The organism is Acidiphilium sp. JA12-A1, from assembly GCF_000724705.2.
Taxonomy (GTDB): domain Bacteria; phylum Pseudomonadota; class Alphaproteobacteria; order Acetobacterales; family Acetobacteraceae; genus Acidiphilium; species Acidiphilium multivorum.
Map to the genome: position 1 here is coordinate 14,952 of NZ_JFHO01000018.1, position 18,907 is coordinate 33,858.

At 69.5% G+C, this 18,907-nt stretch carries 13 protein-coding genes and 1 tRNA gene; 4 read left to right on the forward strand and 10 right to left on the reverse strand.

Features of this window, described 5'->3' with window-relative positions; genetic code table 11:
• Positions 1 to 7 precede the first annotated feature (7 nt).
• On the reverse strand, positions 8 to 1,534 hold the full coding sequence (gene narH / locus RT91_RS04020) for a nitrate reductase subunit beta (protein WP_007423944.1): 1,527 nt from the start codon (positions 1,532 to 1,534) through the stop codon (positions 8 to 10).
• A complete protein-coding gene (locus tag RT91_RS04025) occupies positions 1,534 to 5,268 on the reverse strand; it encodes a nitrate reductase subunit alpha (protein ID WP_035185795.1) in 3,735 nt (1,244 codons plus the stop codon). The genes narH and RT91_RS04025 overlap by 1 nt, the downstream gene beginning before the upstream one ends.
• A 144-nt stretch (positions 5,269 to 5,412) precedes the next feature.
• On the opposite strand from RT91_RS04025, the gene RT91_RS04030 reads away from it, so the two are divergent.
• Together RT91_RS04030 and RT91_RS04035 are read left to right on the forward strand one after the other, a co-directional pair.
• Positions 5,413 to 6,135 (forward strand): helix-turn-helix domain-containing protein, encoded by a 723-nt coding sequence (locus RT91_RS04030; RefSeq protein WP_007423946.1) that lies wholly within the window; start codon positions 5,413 to 5,415, stop codon positions 6,133 to 6,135.
• 338 nt (positions 6,136 to 6,473) lie between these two features.
• A complete protein-coding gene (locus tag RT91_RS04035) occupies positions 6,474 to 7,970 on the forward strand; it encodes an ATP-binding protein (protein WP_013640093.1) in 1,497 nt (498 codons plus the stop codon).
• Between the two features lie 42 nt (positions 7,971 to 8,012).
• Here the strand turns inward: RT91_RS04035 and RT91_RS04040 are convergent, their stop codons facing one another.
• From RT91_RS04040 to RT91_RS04065, 6 genes are all read right to left on the reverse strand, one after another.
• Positions 8,013 to 8,993: an aldo/keto reductase gene (locus tag RT91_RS04040; RefSeq protein WP_013640092.1), complete on the reverse strand. Its 981-nt coding sequence runs from the start codon at positions 8,991 to 8,993 to the stop codon at positions 8,013 to 8,015.
• Positions 8,994 to 9,077: 84 nt separating this feature from the next.
• The gene (locus RT91_RS04045; RefSeq protein WP_035185796.1) at positions 9,078 to 9,542 is read right to left on the reverse strand and encodes a MaoC family dehydratase; all 465 of its coding nucleotides are present in this window, start codon (positions 9,540 to 9,542) and stop codon (positions 9,078 to 9,080) included.
• Positions 9,539 to 10,711: an acetyl-CoA C-acyltransferase gene (locus RT91_RS04050; RefSeq protein ID WP_007423901.1), complete on the reverse strand. Its 1,173-nt coding sequence runs from the start codon at positions 10,709 to 10,711 to the stop codon at positions 9,539 to 9,541. Before RT91_RS04050 ends, RT91_RS04045 begins: the two co-directional genes overlap by 4 nt.
• A 40-nt stretch (positions 10,712 to 10,751) precedes the next feature.
• Entirely contained in the window at positions 10,752 to 11,543 is a 792-nt protein-coding gene (locus tag RT91_RS04055) for an SDR family oxidoreductase (RefSeq protein ID WP_035185797.1), read from the reverse strand.
• A gap of 12 nt (positions 11,544 to 11,555) precedes the next feature.
• The gene (locus tag RT91_RS04060) at positions 11,556 to 12,863 is read right to left on the reverse strand and encodes a TetR family transcriptional regulator (RefSeq protein WP_035185798.1); all 1,308 of its coding nucleotides are present in this window, start codon (positions 12,861 to 12,863) and stop codon (positions 11,556 to 11,558) included.
• A gap of 18 nt (positions 12,864 to 12,881) precedes the next feature.
• Positions 12,882 to 14,681, reverse strand: a complete 1,800-nt coding sequence (locus RT91_RS04065; protein WP_035185799.1) for an acyl-CoA dehydrogenase — start codon at positions 14,679 to 14,681, stop codon at positions 12,882 to 12,884.
• A gap of 204 nt (positions 14,682 to 14,885) precedes the next feature.
• Between RT91_RS04065 and RT91_RS04070 the strand changes: the two genes are divergently transcribed.
• A tRNA-Ala gene (locus RT91_RS04070) sits at positions 14,886 to 14,961 on the forward strand.
• A gap of 128 nt (positions 14,962 to 15,089) precedes the next feature.
• On the opposite strand, the gene RT91_RS04075 is transcribed toward RT91_RS04070, so the two are convergent.
• Entirely contained in the window at positions 15,090 to 16,292 is a 1,203-nt protein-coding gene (locus tag RT91_RS04075; RefSeq protein ID WP_240314177.1) for an acyltransferase, read from the reverse strand.
• 465 nt (positions 16,293 to 16,757) lie between these two features.
• Between RT91_RS04075 and RT91_RS04080 the strand changes: the two genes are divergently transcribed.
• Entirely contained in the window at positions 16,758 to 17,069 is a 312-nt protein-coding gene (locus tag RT91_RS04080) for a hypothetical protein (protein WP_007422215.1), read from the forward strand.
• A 69-nt stretch (positions 17,070 to 17,138) separates the two neighbouring features.
• On the opposite strand, the gene RT91_RS04085 is transcribed toward RT91_RS04080, so the two are convergent.
• Positions 17,139 to 18,845 (reverse strand): PQQ-binding-like beta-propeller repeat protein, encoded by a 1,707-nt coding sequence (locus tag RT91_RS04085; RefSeq protein ID WP_007422214.1) that lies wholly within the window; start codon positions 18,843 to 18,845, stop codon positions 17,139 to 17,141.
• Positions 18,846 to 18,907: the final 62 nt, after the last annotated feature.

The window sequence follows — 18,907 nt, forward strand, 5'->3', positions numbered from 1 at the left end:
GGCGGCCTCAGGCGTTTTCCGGCGCGATCGGCACCGGGCGATGGCTCGGCGAGCCGAACAGGCTGGGTTTCGCGGCGCCGCCGGAGCAGCCGTTGCCGAAGCTGAAGCCGCAGCCGCCGCGCAGGTCGAACGCGTTCTCGCCGGCTTCGCGATGCGTCGAGGGGATGACGAAGCGGTCTTCGTAGTTCGCGATCGCCATCAGCTGGTACATCGCCTCGATCTCGGCGGCGGTGAGGCCGACGCGGGCGGCGATGCTTTCGTCGATCACGCCGTCGACCGTCTTCGCGCGCATGTAGGCGCGCATGGCGAGCATGCGCTCCAGCGCCTGGGCGACCGGCGCCTCGTCGCCGGCGGTCAGCAGATTGGCAAGGTAGCGCAGCGGGATTCGCAGGCTGCGGATATCGGGCATGCCGTCGCGCTCGGCGATCGCGCCGGCATTCGCCGCGGCGGTGATGGGCGAGAGCGGCGGGACGTACCAGACCATCGGCAGGGTGCGGTATTCGGGATGCAGGGGGAAGGCGATCTTCCATTCCATCGCCAGCTTCCACACCGGCGAGCGGCGGGCGGCGACGAGCCAGTTTTCCGGCACGCCGTCGGCGCGGGCCTGGCGGATCACCTCCGGGTCGTTCGGGTCGAGGAAGATCGAGAGCTGGCTTTCATAAAGGTCCTTCTCGTCGGGCGCGCTGGCGGCGGCCTCGATCCGGTCGGCGTCGTAGAGCACGACGCCGAGATTGCGGATGCGGCCGACGCAGGTTTCCGAGCAGACCGTGGGCTCGCCGGCCTCGATGCGCGGGTAGCAGAAGATGCACTTCTCGGATTTGCCGGACTTCCAGTTGTAGTAGATTTTCTTGTAGGGGCAGCCGGAGACGCACATGCGCCAGCCGCGGCACTTGTCCTGGTCGATCAGCACGATGCCGTCCTCGTCGCGCTTGTAGATCGCCCCCGAGGGACAGGCGGCGACGCAGGCCGGATTGAGGCAGTGCTCGCACAGGCGCGGCAGGTACATCATGAAGGTGTTCTCGAACTGGCCGTAGATTTCCTTCTGGATGCCTTCGAAATTGTAGTCGGCGCTGCGCTTCTCGAACTCGCCGCCGAGGATCTCCTCCCAGTTCGGGCCGCGCTCGATCTTCTCGATCGGCGCGCCGCTGATCAGCGAGCGGGGCTTCGCCGTGGGCGTTGCTTCCATTTCGGGCGCGGAATAGAGATGCTCGTAATCGAAGGTGAAGGGTTCGTAGTAGTCGTCGATCTCGGGCAGGTCGGGGTTGGCGAAGATGTTGGCCAGCACGCGCCATTTCGCGCCGATGCGCGGCTGGATCGTGCCGTCCGCCAGGCGGCGCCAGCCGCCGTTCCAGCGTTTCTGGTTCTCCCATTCGCGCGGGAAGCCGACGCCGGGCTTGGTTTCGACATTGTTGAACCAGGCGTATTCGACGCCCTCGCGCGAGGTCCAGACATTCTTGCAGGTGACGGAGCAGGTGTGGCAGCCGATGCACTTGTCGAGGTTGAGCACCATCGCCACCTGGGCGCGGATCTTCATTACACGGTCTCCTTCGCGGCGGCATCGAGCGGGCGGTCGAGCCAGTCGACATGGTCGAGGCGGCGGACGATGACGAACTCGTCGCGGTTGGAGCCGACGGTGCCGTAATAGTTGAACCCGTAGGCGAGCTGGCCGTAGCCGCCGATCATGTGCGTCGGCTTCGGCACCGTGCGGGTGACGGAATTGTGGATGCCGCCGCGCTGGCCGGTGAGCGGCGAGCCGGGGGTGTTCACCGTCTTGTCCTGCGCGTGGTACATCAGCGTCATGCCCTGCGGCACGCGCTGGGAGACCACGGCGCGGGCGACGAGCGCGCCGTTCGCGTTATAGGCCTCGATCCAGTCGTTGTCGGCGATGCCTGCGGCTTTCGCGTCGACCTCGCTGATCCAGACCACCGGGCCGCCGCGGTTGAGCGTCAGCATCAGCAGGTTGTCGGTATAGGTGCTGTGGATGCCCCATTTCTGGTGCGGGGTGATGAAGTTCAGCACGAGATCCTTGCCGTCGGCCGCGCGGGCCTTGATCATCGGCGCGATGCTGCGGGTGTCGATCGGCGGGCGCCAGACGCAGAGCGCCTCGCCGAAGGCGCGCATCCAGAGATGGTCCTGGTAGAGTTGCTGACGGCCCGTCAGGGTGCGCCAGGGGATCAGCTCGTGGACGTTGGTGTAGCCGGCGTTGTAGCTGACGTGCTCGCTTTCGAGGCCGGACCAGATCGGCGAGGAGATGATCTTGCGCGGCTGGGCCTGGATGTCGCGGTAGCGGATCTTTTCGTCCTCGCGGGCGATGGCGAGATGGGCGTGTTCGCGCCCGGTGGTCGCGGCCAGCGCGTCCCACGCCTTGACGGCGACGGCGCCGTTGGTTTCCGGGGCGAGGGCCATGATGGTTTCGGCGGCGTCGATATCGGTTTCGATGCGCGGGCGGCCGGCGGCGGGGCCGTGCGCGACGGTGCCGTTCAGCTTGCCGAGGAATTCGATTTCCTCCCGCGTGTTCCAGCCGATTCCCTTGCCGCCGTTGCCGAGCCGGTCGAGCAGCGGGCCGAGCGCGCTGAAGGCGGCGCTGACATTCGGGTAGTCGCGCTCGACGACGCTGACCTGCGGGAGGTTGACGCCGGGGACCGGCTTCGTTCCGCCCTGCGTCCAGTCATCGACGCCGAGGGGCTGGGCGAGCTCGCCGGGCGAGTCGTGCATCAGCGGGGTCAGCACGACGTCGCGCTCGCGGCCGAGCACCTCGGGGGCGATGCGCGAGAAGGTTTCGGCGATGCCCTTGTAGATGTCCCAGTCGCTGCGGGCTTCCCAGGCCGGCTCGACCGCCGCGGAGAGCGGGTGGATGAAGGGGTGCATGTCCGAGGTGTTGAGGTCGTTCTTCTCGTACCAGGTGGCGGTGGGCAGCACGATGTCGGAATGCAGCGCGGTGGTGGACATGCGGAAATCGAGCGTCACCAGCAGGTCGAGTTTGCCCTCCGGCGCTTCGTCGTGCCAGGCGACGTCGCGCGGTTTTGCCCCGCCGCGGGCGCCGAGATCGGCGCCCTGCACGCCGTGCGAGGTGCCGAGCAGGTGCCTGAGGAAATATTCGTGTCCCTTGCCCGAGGCGCCGAGCAGGTTGGAGCGCCAGACGAAGAGGTTGCGCGGCCAGTTGTCCGGATGGTCGGGGTCCTCGGCGGCGAAATGCAGCTCGCCCTTCGCCAGGCGGTCGGCGACGTAGTCGGCGGGCGCGAGTCCTGCCTCGTCGGCGGCGGCGGCGAGGCGGAGCGGATTGGCCGAGAGCTGCGGCGCGCTGGGCAGCCAGCCGAGGCGTTCGGCGCGGAGATTGTAGTCGATCAGCGCGCCGGACCAGTCGCCCTTCGGCGCGGTGGGCGAGAGCAGGTCGGCGATGTCGAGCGTTTCGTAGCGCCACTGGTCGGTATGGGCGTAGAAGAACGAGGTGCCGTTCATCTGCCGCGGCGGGCGCGACCAGTCGAGCGCGAAGGCGAGCGGCAGCCAGCCGGTCTGCGGGCGGAGCTTTTCCTGGCCGACATAATGCGACCAGCCGCCGCCGGACTGGCCGATGCAGCCGCAGAGCACCAGGAGATTGATGATCGCCCGGTAGCTCATGTCCATGTGGTACCAGTGGTTCAGCCCGGCGCCGAGAATGACCATCGACTTGCCGTGGGTCTTCGCGGCGTTCTGCGCGAAGCCGCGCGCGACCTCGATGACATGGCCGCGCGGCACGCCGGTGATGCGCTCCTGCCAGGCGGGGGTGAAGGGGATGTCGTCGTCATAGCCGGCGGCGACGTTGGCGCCGCCGAAGCCGCGGTCGATGCCGTAATTGGCGGCGAGCAGGTCGAAGACGGTGGCGACGAGGATTTCGCCCTCCGCCCCCTCGATCCGGCGGACGGGCAGGCGGCGGAGCAGGATGTCGGGGTGATCGGTGCCGGCGACATGGGCGTGGCCCTTGCCGCCGAAATAGGGGAAGGCGACATCCTCGAACCCGTCGGCGGCGGCGGCGACGGACAAGGCGAGGCGGACCTCGCTGCCGTCGGCGGCCTTTTCCTCGAGATTCCAGCGCCCCTGCTCGCCCCAGCGGAAGCCGAGCGAGCCGTGCGGGGCGACGAGGCGGCCGGTGGTCTCGTCGAAGGCCAGCGTCTTCCATTCGGGGTTGTTCGATTCGCCCAGCGCGCCGGCGAGATCGGCGGCGCGGAGCAGGCGCTCGGGGACCAGCGCGCCATCCTGCCGGACGAGGCGGACGAGGAAGGGCATGTCGGAATAGCGGCGGCAGTAGTCGGTGAAATAGGGGTCGGGATCGTCGATGTGGAATTCGCGCAGCACGACATGGCCGAGGGCGAGGCCGAGGGCGGCGTCGGTGCCCTGCTTGGGATGCAGCCAGAGATCGGCGAATTTCGAGGCCTCGCTGTAGTCGGGCGAGACGACGACGCTCTTGGTGCCGCGATAGCGGGACTCGGTGTAGAAATGCGCGTCCGGCGTGCGGGTCTGCGGCACGTTGGAGCCCCAGAGGATCAGGTAGCCGGCGTTGAACCAGTCCGCACTCTCCGGCACGTCGGTCTGCTCGCCCCAGGTCTGCGGCGAGGCGGGCGGCAGGTCGCAATACCAGTCGTAGAAGCTGAGATTGACGCCGCCGATCAGCGAGAGATAGCGCGAGCCGGCGGCGTAGGAGACCATCGACATCGCCGGGATCGGCGAGAAGCCGAAGATGCGGTCCGGCCCGTGGCGGCGGATGGTGTAGGCGTTGGCGGCGGCGATGATCTCGTTCGCCTCGTCCCAGGGGACGCGGACGAAGCCGCCCTTGCCGCGCACCTTCTGGATGGCGCGCCGCTTCTCGGGGTCGTTCATGATCGCGGCCCAGGCGGCGACGGGCGTCATCATCCGCCGTGCGGCGCGCCAGTAGCGGATGAGGCGGCCGCGCACCATCGGGTGCTTCAGCCGGTTGCCGCTGTAGAGATACCACGAATAGCTGGCGCCGCGCTGGCAGCCGCGCGGCTCGTGGTTCGGCATGTCCGGCCGGGTGCGGGGATAGTCGGTCTGCTGGGTTTCCCAGGTGACGATGCCGCCCTTGACGTAGATTTTCCAGGAGCACGAGCCGGTGCAGTTCACGCCATGGGTGGAGCGGACGATGCGGTCGTGCTGCCAGCGGCCGCGATAGGCCTCTTCCCAGCTCCGGTCTTCCCGCGTGGTGATGCCGTGACCGCCGGCGAAGGGCTCGGGCTTGCGGCGGAAGAAGGTCAGCCGGTCGAGGAAATGACTCATGTGCGGGATCCGTCCGTGATGCGATCTGACGGAAACGTTACCCGAAAGGGTCAATGGCGGATTTGATTTCGATCAAATAGATTGTTGATGGCATCCGAAACTCGGCGTAATCCGGCGAAACGATCTACCGGAGGTTGCCTGAAGATGTCCGCCACCATGCACATGACCGATGACGCGGGCACGCCGGAGCTCGTGGCGCTGCTGCGCGATTCGCGGCTGTTCCCGGGCCTCGACGAGGCGGCTTGCCGGCGACTCGCGGCCCCGGCGATGACGATGCTGGTCGCGCGGCGGACGCGGATTTTCGAGCAGGGCGAGATGCCGGGGGCGCAGGTGATCGTGAGCGGGGGCCGCGTGCACCTGACCGCCTCGGCCGGCGGGCGGGCGGAGATGCTGGTGGAGACGGTGCGGGCGCCGGACCTGCTGCTGCCGGCGGCGGTGCTGGAGGATTCGCCCTATCTGCTGCGCGCGGTGGCGGCGACGGAGTGCCGGCTGGTGCTGGTGCCGGCGGTGACGTTCCGCGCCGTGGCGGCGGCGGAGCCGGCGGTGGCGCAGGCGGTGATCGCCTGCCTCGCGCGGCAGTTCCGGCGGATGACGCGGCAGGTGAAGATGCTCAAGCTGCGGACGACGACGCAGCGACTCGCCGCCTGGCTGCTGGCGCTGCGGCCGGCGGACGGGGGCGGGACGATCGAGCTGCCCTACGACAAGGGGATGATCGCCGCCGAACTCGGGATGACGCGGGAGAGCCTGTCGCGGGCCTTCGCGGCGCTGAGCGGCGAGGTGCTGACGGTGGAGGGCGCGCGGGTGCGGGTGCGCGACTGGGCGGGGCTGGAGGCGGTCTGCCCGCGCGATCCGCTGATCGACGATTGAACGCGGCGCGGCGCCGAACGGGATAGGGGGATGGTGCCGCTCTCTCACGGCAGTCACCGAGTTGCCGACGACATTTTTCGGCGGCGGGCGCGGTCCCCGTGCATTTTGCACGGCCTGTAGCGTGCTGGTTACCAGCCAGCAGATGCACGCATCTAGGCGTTTTGATGCATAGGTGGAACATATCGGGCAAAGGTTAAGAAACCCTTTCCATTTTCCGTCCGAGCCGAAATAATTCCCGAATCGCATCAATCCGGCGCCGGGCGGCGGCGGGACGGGCGCTCGACGCGGCGGCGCGGGGTTGATAAGCCCCGGGGCGCGAAGGAGGCGGCGAGTCGGACATGACGGTGGCGATCGAGATGGGGATGACGGCCGGCCAGGCGCCGGCGATGCTCGACCTTGAGGAACTTCTGGCGACGCGGCTGCTGGTCCAGGGCAATTCCGGGTCGGGCAAGTCCCATCTGCTGCGCCGGCTGCTGGAGCAGAGCGCCGCCTGGGTGCAGCAGACGATCGTCGATCCGGAGGGGGATTTCGTCACCCTCGCGGAGCGGTTCGGGCATCTCGTGATCGATGCCGAGGCGCATGCCGAGGCGGCGCTGCAACTGGCCGGCGAGCGGGCGCGGGTGCATCGCGTCTCCACCGTGCTGAACCTCGAGGGACTCGACGCCGAGAACCAGATGCGCCGCGCCGCCGCCTTTCTCGGCGGGCTGTTCGAGGTGCCGCGCGACCACTGGTACCCGATGCTGGTGGTGGTGGACGAGGCGCAGCTTTTCGCCCCCGCCGTTGCCGGCGAGGTGTCGGACGAGGCGCGCAAGCTCTCGCTGGGGGCGATGACCAACCTGATGTGCCGCGGCCGCAAGCGCGGGCTCGCCGGCATCATCGCCACCCAGCGCCTGGCCAAGCTCGCCAAGAACGTCGCCGCCGAGGCCTCGAACTTCCTGATGGGGCGCACCTTCCTCGATATCGACATGGCGCGCGCCGCCGACCTGCTCGGCATGGAGCGGCGGCAGGCGGAGGCGTTCCGCGACCTGGAGCGGGGGCATTTCATCGCGCTCGGCCCGGCGCTGTCGCGCCGGCCGCTCTCCCTCCGGATCGGTCCGACCGAGACCGAGGCGCGGCATGTGACGCCGCGGCTGACGCCGCTGCCGGAGGCGGCGATCGCCGATGCGCAGACCGTGATCCTCGCCCCGCCGCCGCCCGAGGCATCGCGCCCGCCGCGCCGCGCCCCGGCGCCGCCGCCGCCCGACCTGCTGAGCCAGCTGATGGCGGCGCGGCCGGCCGTGGAGGACAGCCGGGCCGAGGTGCCGCCGCCGCAGAGCCCGGAGGAACAGGCGGCGCGGCAGGCGCGGCTGGAGCGCATCCTCGCCGAGATCCTCGCCGACCCGGAGGCGGGGTTCCGGCCGGTCGGCGTGCTGTATCAGGATTTCCTGGTGCGCTGCCGGATCGAGGCGCTCGGCGCCGCCGCACCCGATCTTGCCGCCTTCCGGCGGATGCTGACGCGGGCGCGGGCCGGGATCAGTGCGGCGATGGCCGAGGATGCGGCGTGGCAGGACGTGCTGGGCCGCGCCGCGATTCTGCCCGAGGACATGCAGGGGATTTTCCTGATGCTCGCCCGCGCCGCGCGGGACGGGCTGCCCTGCCCGGGCGACCCGGCGATCGCGCGGGCCTATGGCACGCGCTCGCTCGGCCGGGCGCGGCGGCTGCTCGCCTATATGGAGGAGCAGGGGCTGATCGTCTGCCAGCTCGACGGGGCGGGGCGGCGCATCGTCACGCTTGTGGAACTCGCCTGGGCGACGGCGCCGGGGCTGACCGACGCCGAGGACAGGCTGCCCGTCTGATTTCGACCCGTCTGAGTCCGTCGCGTCCGATGCCGGTCCGGATTACGAGAAGCCGACCACCGCGTGCGGCACGTAGGGGGCTTCGAGCCGGGCGATCTCCTCGGCGCCGAGGGTGACGCCGATCGCCTCGATCGCGTCCTCCAGATGGGCGAGCTTGGTGGCGCCGACGATGGGCGCGGTGACGCCGGGGCGCGAGAGCACCCAGGCGAGGGCGACCTGGGCGCGCTTGAGGCCGCGTTCGGCGGCGATCGCGGCGACGGCCTCGACCACCTTGCGGTCGGCCGCCTCGGTGGCGGCGTAGAGGGTCTTGCCGAATTCGTCGGTCTCGGCGCGGGCGGTGGCGTCGTCCCAGTCGCGGGTGAGGCGGCCGCGGGCGAGCGGGCTCCAGGGGATCACGCCGACGCCGGCGGCGCGGCAGAGCGGCAGCATCTCGCGCTCCTCCTCGCGATAGAGCAGGTTGAGGTAGTTCTGCATCGAGACGAAGCGCGTCCAGCCGTGGCGCTCGGCGGTGGCCAGCGCGGTGGCGAATTGCCAGGCGAACATCGAGGAGGCGCCGATGTAGCGGGCCTTGCCCGCCTTCACCACGTCGTGCAGCGCCTCCAGGGTTTCCTCGATCGGCGTCGAATAGTCCCAGCGGTGGATCTGGTAGAGATCGACATGGTCGGTGCCGAGGCGGCGGAGGCTGTTGTCGATCTCGGTCATGATCGCCCGGCGGGACAGGCCGGCGCCGTTCGGGCCGGGGCGCATGCGGCCGTTGACCTTGGTCGCGATCACCACCTCGTCGCGCCGCGCGTAGTCGCGCAGGGCGCGGCCGACGATTTCCTCGCTGGTGCCGTCGGAATAGACGTTGGCGGTGTCGAAGAAGTTGATGCCGGCTTCGAGCGCGCGGCGGATGATCGGGCGGCTGCTCGCCTCGTCGAGCGTCCAGGCGTGGTTGCCGCGATCGGGCACGCCGAAGCTCATGCAGCCGAGGCAGATGCGCGAGACCTCGAGACCGGTGGCGCCGAGTTTCGTGTATTCCATCAGGGACCTCCGAACGGTTCAGCCCGTGGCGGGCGAGGCGCGGAGGTTAGCCGGGGCGCGCGGCCCCGGCCAGAGCGGGGGCGATCACGCGAGGGCGAGCATCGAGAGCCATTGCGCGACCAGGGCCGGCTTCGGCTGGTCCTCGATCTCCACCGTCACGTCATGCGTCAGCAGGAGGCGCCGCTCACCCTTCTCGGCGAGACCGGCGAGGGCGAAACGGCCGCGGATGCGCGACCCGGCGCGGACCGGGGCGAGGAAACGCAGGCTGTTCATCCCGTAATTCACCGACATCGCCACCCCCGCGAGGCGCGGCAGCGTGTCGTACGCCATGCGGCTGAGCAGCGAGAGGGTGAGGAAGCCGTGCGCGATGGTCCCGCCGAACGGGGTTTCGCGGGCGCGTTCGGGATCGACATGGATGAACTGGTCATCGTCCGTCACCTCGGCGAAGGCGTCGATCCGCGCCTGGCCGACCTCGATCCAGTCCGAACAGCCGACCTCGGTGCCGACCAGGGCGCGATAGTCGGCGAGGGTGAGCGGCGGGGCGCTCACAGAACCTCGAACAGGCCGGCAGCGCCCATCCCGCCGCCGACGCACATCGTCACCACCACATGGCGCGCGCCGCGGCGCTTGCCCTCGATCAGCGCGTGGCCGACCATGCGGGCGCCGGACATGCCATAGGGATGGCCGATCGAGATCGAGCCGCCATCGACGTTGAGCAGTTCGTCCGGCAGGCCGAGACGGTCGCGGCAATAGAGCACCTGCACGGCGAAGGCCTCGTTCAGCTCCCACAGGCCGATATCGCCGACGCCGAGCCCGAAGCGCGAGAGCAGCTTGGGCACCGCGAAGACCGGGCCGATGCCCATCTCGTCCGGCTCGGTGCCGGCGACGGCCATGCCGACATAGCGGCCGAGCGGCTGCAGGCCGCGCTTCTCGGCGAGTTTCGCCTCCATCACCACGCAGGCCGAGGCGCCGTCCGACAGCTGGCTGGCATTGCCGGCGGTGATGCAGCCGCCCTCGCGCACCGGCTTGAGCCCGGCGAGGCCCTCGGCGGTGGTGTCGGGCCGGTTGCCCTCGTCGGCGGCGAGGGTGACGGTCTGCTGGCTGGTGGCGCCGGTGGCGCGGTCCGTCACCGTCTTGGTCGCGGTGACGGGGATGATCTCGGCATCGAACCGGCCGGCCTGCTGGGCGCTGGCGGTGCGAAGCTGCGATTGCAGGGCGTAGGCGTCCTGCGCCTCGCGCGAGACGTTGTAGCGCTTCGCCACCACCTCGGCGGTGTCGATCATCGGCATGTAGGTGTCGGCGTGCAGGGCGAGGAGTTCGGGATCGCGATCGACCCGCATCGCCTCGGTCTGCACCGTCGAGATCGACTCGACGCCGCCGGCCAGCACCACGTCCATCCGGTCGACGATGACCTGCTTCGCCGCGGTGGCGATGGTCATCAGGCCCGAGGAGCATTGCCGGTCCATCGTCATGCCCGGCACGGTGACGGGCAGGCCGGCGCGGAGGGCGGCGGTGCGGCCGATCGTGTGCTGCCCGCCCTGGGGCAGGGCGCTGCCGATCAGGCAGTCGTCGATCTCGGCGGGGTCGATCCCGGCGCGGCGCACCGCCTCGCGCAGCGCGTGGGCGGCGAGGGTGGGGGCCGGCGTGGCGTTGAAGGCGCCGCGATAGGCGCGGCCGATCGGGGTTCTGGCGGTCGAGACGATCACGGCGTCACGCATGTCTGTTCGCTCCTCTGGCGGAAAAAGGAATGGGGCGGCCTCAGGGTTCGGCCGTCTCCACCGGGTTGGCGGCGACGAGCCCGCCATCGACGGTGAGCACCTGGCCGACGACATAATCGCCGGCGCGGCTGGCAAGATAGATCGCGGCACCCGCCATGTCCTCGGCGTGGCCGATGCGGCGGGCGGGAATCGCGGCGGCGACCCTGTCGCCCCGGTCGCGGGCGGCGCGGTTCATCTCGGAGGGGAACGCGCCGGGGGCGATGGCGCTGGCGACGATGTTGTCGTGGATCAGCCGTGCCGCCATCCGCCGCATCAGGTGATGGATCGCCGCTTTCGAGGCCTGGTAGCTGTAGGTCTCCCAGGCGTTGACGCGCAGCCCGTCGATCGAGCCGACGCAGATCACCTTGGCCGGGCGGTCGGGCCGCGCCGCCGCCTTCAGCGCGCCGTGCAGCGCCTGGGTGAGGAAGAACGGCGCCTTCACGTTGACGTCGAACACCTTGTCCCAGCCATGTTCGGGGAAGCTGTCGAACGGCGCGCCCCAGGCGGCACCGGCGTTGTTCACCAGGATGTCGAGCGCCGGCTCGCGTTCGGCGATGGTCGCGGCCAGCGCGCGCGCGCCCTCGACGGTCGAGATATCGGCCGGCACGGCGATGCAGTCGGGGCCGAGTTCGGCGGCGGCCGCGTGGCACTGCTCCGCCTTGCGCGCCGAGATGTAGACCCGCGCGCCCTGGGCGAGGAAGCCCTCGGCGATCATCCGGCCGATGCCGCGCGAGCCGCCGGTGACGAGGGCGACGCGGCCCTGTAGCGAAAACAGCGATGCCGGATCGATCATGCCGGTCCTCCCTTATGGTTCCGGGCCGCGAAGCGGCGCTTCTCTCTGTTCAGCTAAGCCAGGCGGGCCCGGCTGGCAAGCCGGTTTTGGATGAGCGTACGGTTTTTCCGGGCGGATCGCCCCGGCGATCGCGGCGGCGAAATCCTCCCGCGCCAGCGCGAGCAGCGCCGTGTCCGCCCCGGTGGCGGCGGCGCGGATCAGCTTGCCGACGAAGACGGCCTGCACCGCGAGCGGGCCGGCGGGGTGCGGCGGTGCGGCGGCAATCGCCGCCAGCCGCCGGCGCCAGGCTCCGTGCTGGTCGCGCAGCGTGGCCGCGATGGCGGCGCGCAGCGCCACGCTCTCGCCGGGCGCCTGGGCGGCGCGGAGAAACACGGCGTAATGGCCGAGCGCCTCGCGCGCATGTTCCAGCACCTCGCGAAACCAGATCGCCGTGGTGAGATCGACGAGCCGCATCTCGTCGATCTCGGCGGGGTCGATCGCGCCGAAGCCCGCGCGGTAGCGCGCCTTCGCCCGGTCGAACAGCGCCACCTGCGCGGTGGCGAGCAGGGCGCCGATCGCCGGGAAGTAATAGGCCGGGCCGCTGCGGGCGAGGCCGGCGCGCTCGGCGATGGCGGCCCAGCTCACCGCCCCCGCGCCGGACTCGACGAGAATGTCGATCGTCGCCTGCACGATCCGCGCCCGGGTCTCGCGCTGGCGCGCAGTGGCCGGTCCGGCCGCGTCGTCCGGCGCGGGGGCGGGCGGGCCGAGTTGCGCGGGGTCGAGCCGGCCCTCGATGAGGTCGCGCGCCGCCTCCTGGTCGAGGCCGAGCGGGTGGAGCAGGAAGGTGAGGCCGATGGCGCGGTCGATCGTGGCGCGGGCGGCGCGGCGGTCGAGCCCGAAGCCGAGATTCTCGCCGATGGCGTGCCAGATGTCGTCGAGCCGGGCGTACCAGTCCTGCGCGAGGCGTCGCCCCTCGGCGCCGCGCCCGCCATGCAGGATGAGTTCGCACCAGGCGAGCGAGCGTGTCCGCTCGCGGCCAAGCGCGTTGAGCACGACGCGGGTGACGAGATCGTCGATCCGCGCAAGCCCGGTCGCCTCGCCGGCGCTGACGCGGCGTTCGAGCCTGGCGAAGGCATCGAGATAGCCGCTCATCAGATGTCGGGAGGCGCTGGCGATGAGGTCTGTTTTCGAGTCGAAATGATATGTCGTCGCCGCGAGACTCACGCCGGCCGCGGCGGCCACCGCCCGATGGGTCAGGCCGGCGACGCCACCTTCGGCAAGAACGCTGACGGCACCTTCGTGAATCCGGTGCCGCGTGCGCAGGCTGCGGTCCTGCACCATGCGCCGCCGCCGCGTGCGCTAGAGGGCGAACAGGGCGGCGGGGGCGTCGAGACTGGTGGTCTCGAGCGTCGCGCACAGGGCGAGGCGGGCGATCCCAAGCGGCAGTTCATGCGCCATGAAATAACGGCATGCCAGTATCTTGCCCTCGTGAAAGAGCCTGTCCGGCGCTGGGAGATTGCCTTCCAGCACGGTGGCCGCGACCAGCGCCTGCCACAGCCAGAGCCAGCCGATGACGACATGGCCGAACGCATCGAGAAACACCGTGGCATTGGCGAGGCGGCGCGGCAGGTCGGCGCAGGCGAGCAGGGCATCGGCGGTGACGCCGAGCTGGTCGAGTGCCGCCACGAGGCGGGCGGCCTCGTTCGCGAGGGCCGGCTGCCGGGCGGCGGTGGCGGCGGTCTCGCGCATCTGTGCGGCGAAGCGGCGCAGCGCATCGCCCTTGTCGCCGCCGAGCTTGCGGCCCACGAGGTCGATGCCCTGGATGCCGAACGTGCCTTCGTGAATGTGGTTCAGCCGGTTGTCGCGATAAAGCCGCTCCAGCGGATAGTCCCGCGTGTAGCCATAGCCGCCGAGAATCTGCATCGCCCATTTGTTGGCCTCGAGGCAATGCTCCGAGGGCCATGATTTCACCACCGGCGTGAGCAGCCCGAGCAGGGCGCCGAGCCAGGCTTTCTCATCCGCGTCCGTGGCGATTTCCTGGCGGTCGACGAGTTGCGCGGCATAGAGGCAGAGCGCCTGCGCGCCCTCCACCGCCGCCTTCTGGGCCAGCAGCATGCGGCGGATATCGGCGTGCTCGACGATCGGCACCGGCGGGGCGGACGGGTCCTTCTGCCCGGCCCTGCGGCCTTGCGTGCGGGTGCGGGCGTAGTCCGCCGAATGGCGATAGCCGGCGAGGGCGGACATGGTCGCGGCATGGCCGACGCCGATGCGCGCCTCGTTCATCATCTGGAACATGTATTCGAGGCCGCGATGCGGCGCGCCGATCAGATGGCCGATCGTCTCGCCGCTCTCGCCGAAATTGAGCAGGCAGTTGGTGGTGCCGCGCTGGCCCATCTTGTGGTTCAGCCCGGCGAGGGCGATGTTGTTGCTCTCGCCGACGGCGCCACTTTCATCGACGCGGCGCTTGGGCACGAGAAACAGCGAGATGCCGCGGGTGCCGGCCGGCGCGCCGGCGATGCGCGCCAGCACCATGTGGACGATGTTCTCCGATATTTCCTGATCCCCGCCCGAAATCCACATCTTGCTGCCGCGGAGCGAAAACGTGCCATCGGCGCGCGGGGTGGCGGTGGTGGTGATGTCGGCGAGGGACGATCCGGCCTGGGGTTCGGAAAGGCACATCGTGCCGAACCAGCGCCCCTCCAGCATCGGCGGCAGGAAGCGGCGGCGCAGCGGCTCGGCGCCGAAGGCGGCGAGCAGGTTGGCGGCGCCGACGGTGAGGAAGGCGTAATTGGCGACGGCGGTGTTCGCACAGGTGAAGATGCCGCTCGCCGCCGTGTGCAGCACCCGCGGCGCCTGCAGTCCGCCATGCTCCTGCGCGAAGGGCAGGGCGAAGAATCCCGCCTCGGCGCAGGCGCGCAGGGCGTGGCCGGTGCCCTCCGGCATCTCCACCCGTCCGCCGACGAAGCGCGGCTCGTTGGCGTCCACCTCGGCGGCGATGGGCAGGAAATGGTCCTCGGCGATCTGCTGCGCGGTGTCGAGCATCTGGGTGCAGGCGTCGCGGTCGAAGGCGGCGAAATGCGGATGGCGGAGCAGCTCCTCCATGCCGAGCAGGTCGAAGAGGATGAAGTCGAGGTCGCGGCGGTCGACGATCATGGACATGGCGGTGGCTCCCGGATGCGGGGCGCAGGATACCGGGGCGGAGCGGCGCTGTCGATCCGGAATTGAACGGTTGTACGGTTTTCGGGCGGCGCGGCGGGGCGGCGGGCGGCGCTGTCTTGCCGCCGTCACAAATCATGGCGGGTTTGTCCTCCGATGCCCTTGCCGCGGGCGCGAACTCGGTCTAATAGGGCGCTCACGCACGGTGGGGCCATAGCTCAGTTGGGAGAGCGCCTGAATGGCATTCAGGAGGTCGTCGGTTCGATTCCGATTGGCTCCACCAGCGTTTTCCAGGACATGACCGACGTTTCGCGGATGCCGTGGCGGCATGGCCGGTCGCGCGGTTGCGTGCGGCCCTGATCGGCCGGCATCCGTGCAAGTCGTACCGGGGCCCTGGCCGACCCGATCGGGTCAGCTGCTCAATTCGCCTGGCACGGGAGCGAGGAAGGGCGGGCTGCGGCGGCTGAGGCGCACCGCCAGCCGGTCCACATGGCGCTCGAACAGGACCGCGACCGGCAGGGTGACCGCGAGGCCGGCGATGAGCGCGGCCATGCAGCCCGGCACGGCGCCGGACCGTGGCGCGATCAGGTTGAACACGCCGCACCCGATGGTCGCCATGACCGGGAAATGCACCAGGTAAAGGCTGAACGAGATGCGGCCGAGGAACTGCGGCAGGCGGCGTTCCAGCAGGTACTGCGCGCGCGGCAGGTGCAGCACGCCGAGGAAGATCAGGATCGCGCCGACCTGGTTGGAGAAGTGAAACGGATCCGGCGGGTGCTGGTGGCGCAGCAGGCTGTGCAGCAGCAGGATCGGCGCCGGCGGGATCAGGCGGCAGAGCAGGATGCCGGCGGCCAAGGCGAGGATCGCGAGGCCCTGGCGCAGACGCCCGGGTGACGGCCTGCGCAGGCCGGCAAGCGCGTAGCCGAGGGCGAAGAGGAACCACTGGCTCGCCCCGAGCCAGAGGGCGAGGGCGGCGATGACGTAGGGCAGCAGCGCGCGCCGGCGCCGCTCGACATAGCTGAGGCCGAGGCAGAGCACCGATCCGGACAGTTCGACATTGAGCGTCCAGGTCGGCGGATCGAAGGCGTGCAGGAGATCCGGCATGGGGATGAGGTGGCGGAGGAACGGAAAGCCGTTCGCCCCGGCATAGCCGGTGAGGACGCTGTTCAGGATGGCGTCGCGAAGGACGGGGCCGGGGGCGGGCGGGGTCGCGAGCAGGATGCCCAGCCAGTGCGTCGAGCCCGAGAGGGCGGCGGCATGGAGATGCGCCTGGTCGTCCAGCGACAGCAACGCGCCGGCGAACAGCACGGCCGCGGAAGCGGGCAGGCCGAGGCGCACAAGGCGGCGCCAGAGGCCGGAGGCGAAACCGTCGATCCGGGCGAAGGCGCGCCGCAGCACGTAACCGCTGAGCAGGAAGAAGATATACACGGCGCTGTAGCCGTTGATCAGGAACACGGCGGGAGAGCGGGCGATGGCGGCCTGCCAGCCATGGGAGGCCAGGAGGTCGGCGGGACCCAGGCCGGCCATCGCAAGGACCGGCAGAAACGCGCTCACGTAGTGCAGAAAGACGACCTGGAGGGCGGCAAGGCCGCGCAGACCGTCAAGGAAAGCCACCCGTTCGGATTTCAGTGTCCGCTCCATCGAAAGCTTTAATTGTTGTTGATCTCATTGGTAAATTTTCATGTCAATCCACGGCATGATTTTTCAGTCATAATCGGGAAAATTGCTTCCATTGATAATTCCGGCAGCTCATCTCGACCCATTGTCTTGCCGTCGACAATACAAGATGTTCTCATGTCTTGGCAGCTTCGCGCGATCGCTCCGGGTGAACAGGGGGCGAAAGCATAAATCTCCTCGGAAGGCATGTTCCCTCGCCACGACACGGAGCGCCACGGGCGGGCCGCCGGCGTGGTCCGTCCCGCACGGCATCCCGTCGCGGCATTGAAACGATAATCAAACGGCATTGGATTCATCGAGGCGCCGCCGGCATTTTTCAGGAGCCGCACGCGGCGCCACGGATCGGCGGTTGCGGGAGACGGCGGGGACGATCCGCTTCGCGGATCCGACAAGGAGGACACCATGAAGACACTCATTCTGCTCGGCGCCCTTGCTCTGGCCGGGACGGGCACGGCATTCGCGCAACAGGGCAACGCGGGCACGCGCCTGACGCCGCAGCAGGCGACGACGATGAAGGCGGACCTGACCCAGGCGCAGGCGCTGGTCGCCAAGATCAACCGGAGTTACCACACCGACTTCGCCATCGCGCCGAAGATGGAGCACGAGGCGATGATGCACATGGCGCGCGCCGAGATGGAAATGGCGAAGGCGATCATGGACCTGCAGATCAACTTCAACCCGAGCCCGCTCGGCGGTTTTTCGGGCGGCAACTGACCGGCCGGCCCTGGCACAAGAAAGGCCGGAGCGCGATGCGCTCCGGCCGTGTTGCCGGCGTGAAGGGTCTTACTTCTTCGGCAGGGCGAAGATCGCCACCGCGTCGCCGTAGGGGTAGCTGAGCTGGAAGTTGCCGCCGGCGGCCACCGCGACGTATTCGCGGCCCTTGACCGAATAGGCGATCGGCGGCGCGTTCACGCCGGCGCCGAGGTTGAAGCGCCACAGGCGCTTGCCGGTCTTGGCGTCCATCGCGTCGAACCAGCCATTGCCCTCGCCGGTGAAGACTAGGTTGCCGGCCGTGGCCAGCACGCCGCCCATCATCGGCTGCGGCACCGTGTCGTTCCAGGCGATCTTGCCGGTATCGACGTCGATCGCGGTCAGCGTGCCGTCCTGGATGCCGTGATCGACATTCTTGAAGGTGCTGCCGAGGCGGATCTGGCCGGGGATGGCCGGGCTGCTCTTCTCGTTGGTGAAGGTCATGAGCTGGTTCATGCCCATCACGTAGACGTCGCGGGTGATCGGCGAGAAGGCCGGCGGCGACCAGTCATCGCCGCCATTCGCGCCCGGCAGCATCTGCACGCCCTTCGGCGTGGGCTGCGCGAACATGTTCTCCTGCTTGTCGAAGGGCTGCGACTTGCGGATCAGCTTGCCGGTCTCGCGGTTGACGATGTAGTACCAGGCGGTCTTGCCGGCCTCGCCGACGGCGGGGACCATCTTGCCGTGGTCCTTCACGTCGATCAGCATCGCGTTGCTGACGGCGTCGTAGTCCCACACGTCGTGCTTCACTTCCTGGTAGTACCAGACGAGCTTGCCGGTGTGGATGTTCAGCGCCACGATCGAGTCGGTGTAGCGGTTGTCGCCCTTGCGCGCCGCGCCGTTGAGGTCGGGGTTCGGGTTGCCGGTCGAGAAGATCACGAGGCCGCGCTTCGGATCGACGGTCGGCGTGGTCCAGACGGTGCCGCCGCCGGTCTTCCAGGAATCGCCTTCCCAGCCGGCCTTGCTGTCGGTGGTGTGGAAGCGCCAGATCTGCTTGCCGGTCTGCGCGTCATACGCGGCGATGAAGCCGCGGATCGGCCACTCGCCGCCGGCGCTGCCGATGATGACCATGTTCTTGTAGACGGTCGGCGCCATCGTCTCGGAATAGCCGTAGCGCGGATCGGCGACCTGGGTCATCCATTCCTGCTTGCCGGTCCTGGCGTTGACCGCGATCAGGTGGTCGTCCAGCGTCAGCATGTAGACCATGCCGTTCGAGGCGGCGGCGCCGCGGTTCACCGGGCCGCAGCAGATCTGGATCTGGCCGTCGGTGTAGGTGTAGGTCCACAGCGTCTGGCCGGTGGTCGCGTTCATCGCGATCAGCGCCTGCTTGGAGTTCACCATCGGCGTGGTGAGATACATGATGCCGTTGACCACGATCGGCGTGGTCTCGAAGCTCGCGCTGTAGCCGGTCTGGGCGATGGCGACCGGGGCGAGGTCCTTCACGTTCGCGGCGTTGATCTGCTTGAGCGGCGAGAAGCGCGAGTTGTCGTAGTCACGGCCGGAGACCAGCCAGTTCGCGTCCGCCTTCGGCGCCGCTTCCAGCATCTTGGTGGTGACGCTGACATCGCCGGTGATGGTCTTGCCGACGACCGCGGTCTTGCCGCCGGTCTCCGAGCCTTCGGCCTGCACGGCGCCGGCCTGCGCCGTCTGCGCCAGCGCGAGGCCGAGCAGCGCCGCCGCCGGCAGGGCGGCGAGACGCAGTCGCCGCGCGAGGCGGGAATCGTCCGTTTTCGTTGTCATTCGTGAGTTTCCCCTGTGGTTTCAGCCAGATCCGGCCGCCCGGGGCGGCCGGCGGTTCCGCC